General features: G+C 63.6%; 2 protein-coding genes. Both read left to right on the top strand.

Going from position 1 to position 1006, the window contains the following annotated elements; translation table 11 throughout:
* Nucleotides 1-20 precede the first annotated feature (20 nt).
* Nucleotides 21-710, top strand: coding sequence for a hydrolase (locus I5W_RS26195; protein WP_034334044.1), 690 nt, complete (start codon nucleotides 21-23; stop codon nucleotides 708-710).
* Between the two features lie 84 nt (nucleotides 711-794).
* Nucleotides 795-962, top strand: coding sequence for a DUF1427 family protein (locus I5W_RS30600; protein WP_083859654.1), 168 nt, complete (start codon nucleotides 795-797; stop codon nucleotides 960-962).
* The last annotated feature ends 44 nt before the right edge of the window (nucleotides 963-1006 follow it).

The raw sequence follows: 1006 nt of genomic DNA, 5'->3' as shown, positions 1-1006 counted from the left end.
ACTCCACCTACGGAACCATCATGACCACCAACACCAAACTCGACGTCCTGACCCCGGCCAACTGCCAGCTCATCATCATCGACCACCAGCCGCAGATGGCCTTCGGCGTGCAGTCGATGGACCGCCAGGCACTGAAGAACAACGTCGTCGCCCTGGCCAAGTCGGCCAAGGTCTTCAATATCCCGACCGTCATCACCACCGTGGAAACCCAGGGCTTCTCCGGCTACACCTATCCGGAACTGCTGTCGGTCTTCCCCGAGCACGACATCCTGGAACGTACCTCCATGAACTCCTGGGATGACCAGAAGGTGCGCGACGCCCTCAAGGCCAACGGCAAGAAGAAGGTGGTCGTGGCCGGCCTGTGGACCGAAGTCTGCAACAACAGCTTCGCCCTGTGTGCCATGGCCGAAGGCGACTACGAAATTTACATGGTGGCCGACGCTTCCGGCGGCACCTCCAAGGAAGCCCACGACTACGCCATGCAGCGCATGATCCAGGCCGGCGTCATCCCCGTGACCTGGCAGCAGGTGATGCTGGAATGGCAGCGCGACTGGGCCCGCAAGGAAACCTACAGCGCCGTCATGGACATCGTGCGCGAACACTCGGGTGCCTACGGCATGGGCGTGGACTACGCCTACACCATGGTACACAAGGCCGAGCAGCGCCCGCACGGCAACCAGAAGATCCTGGCACCGGTCCCGGCCAAGTAAGCCGGTCGGGTCACCGACGCCGCCGCGCTCCTGCCCTGCATCGGCGGGACGCGGCGGCGTCCCATCTTCACGAGGAGCCGGGCCATGTCCGCTTATCTGATTTCCCTGGGGGCCGGCATCCTGATCGGTGTCGTCTATGCGCTTTTCAAGGTGCGCTCACCGGCACCACCGGGCATCGCCCTCATCGGCCTGCTGGGCATGGTGCTGGCCGAGCGCCTGGTCAACGGCCTGGGTCCCCTGCTGGGCCACTGATCCCGGAGTACGCATGAAACCTTACCTGATCTCCCTCCTGATGG

The sequence above is a fragment of the Herbaspirillum sp. B65 genome (assembly GCF_000333555.1).
GTDB lineage: Bacteria > Pseudomonadota > Gammaproteobacteria > Burkholderiales > Burkholderiaceae_D > Herbaspirillum > Herbaspirillum rubrisubalbicans.
Note: the sequence above shows the minus strand (reverse complement) of the source record. Positions and strands in the feature narration are given on the sequence as shown.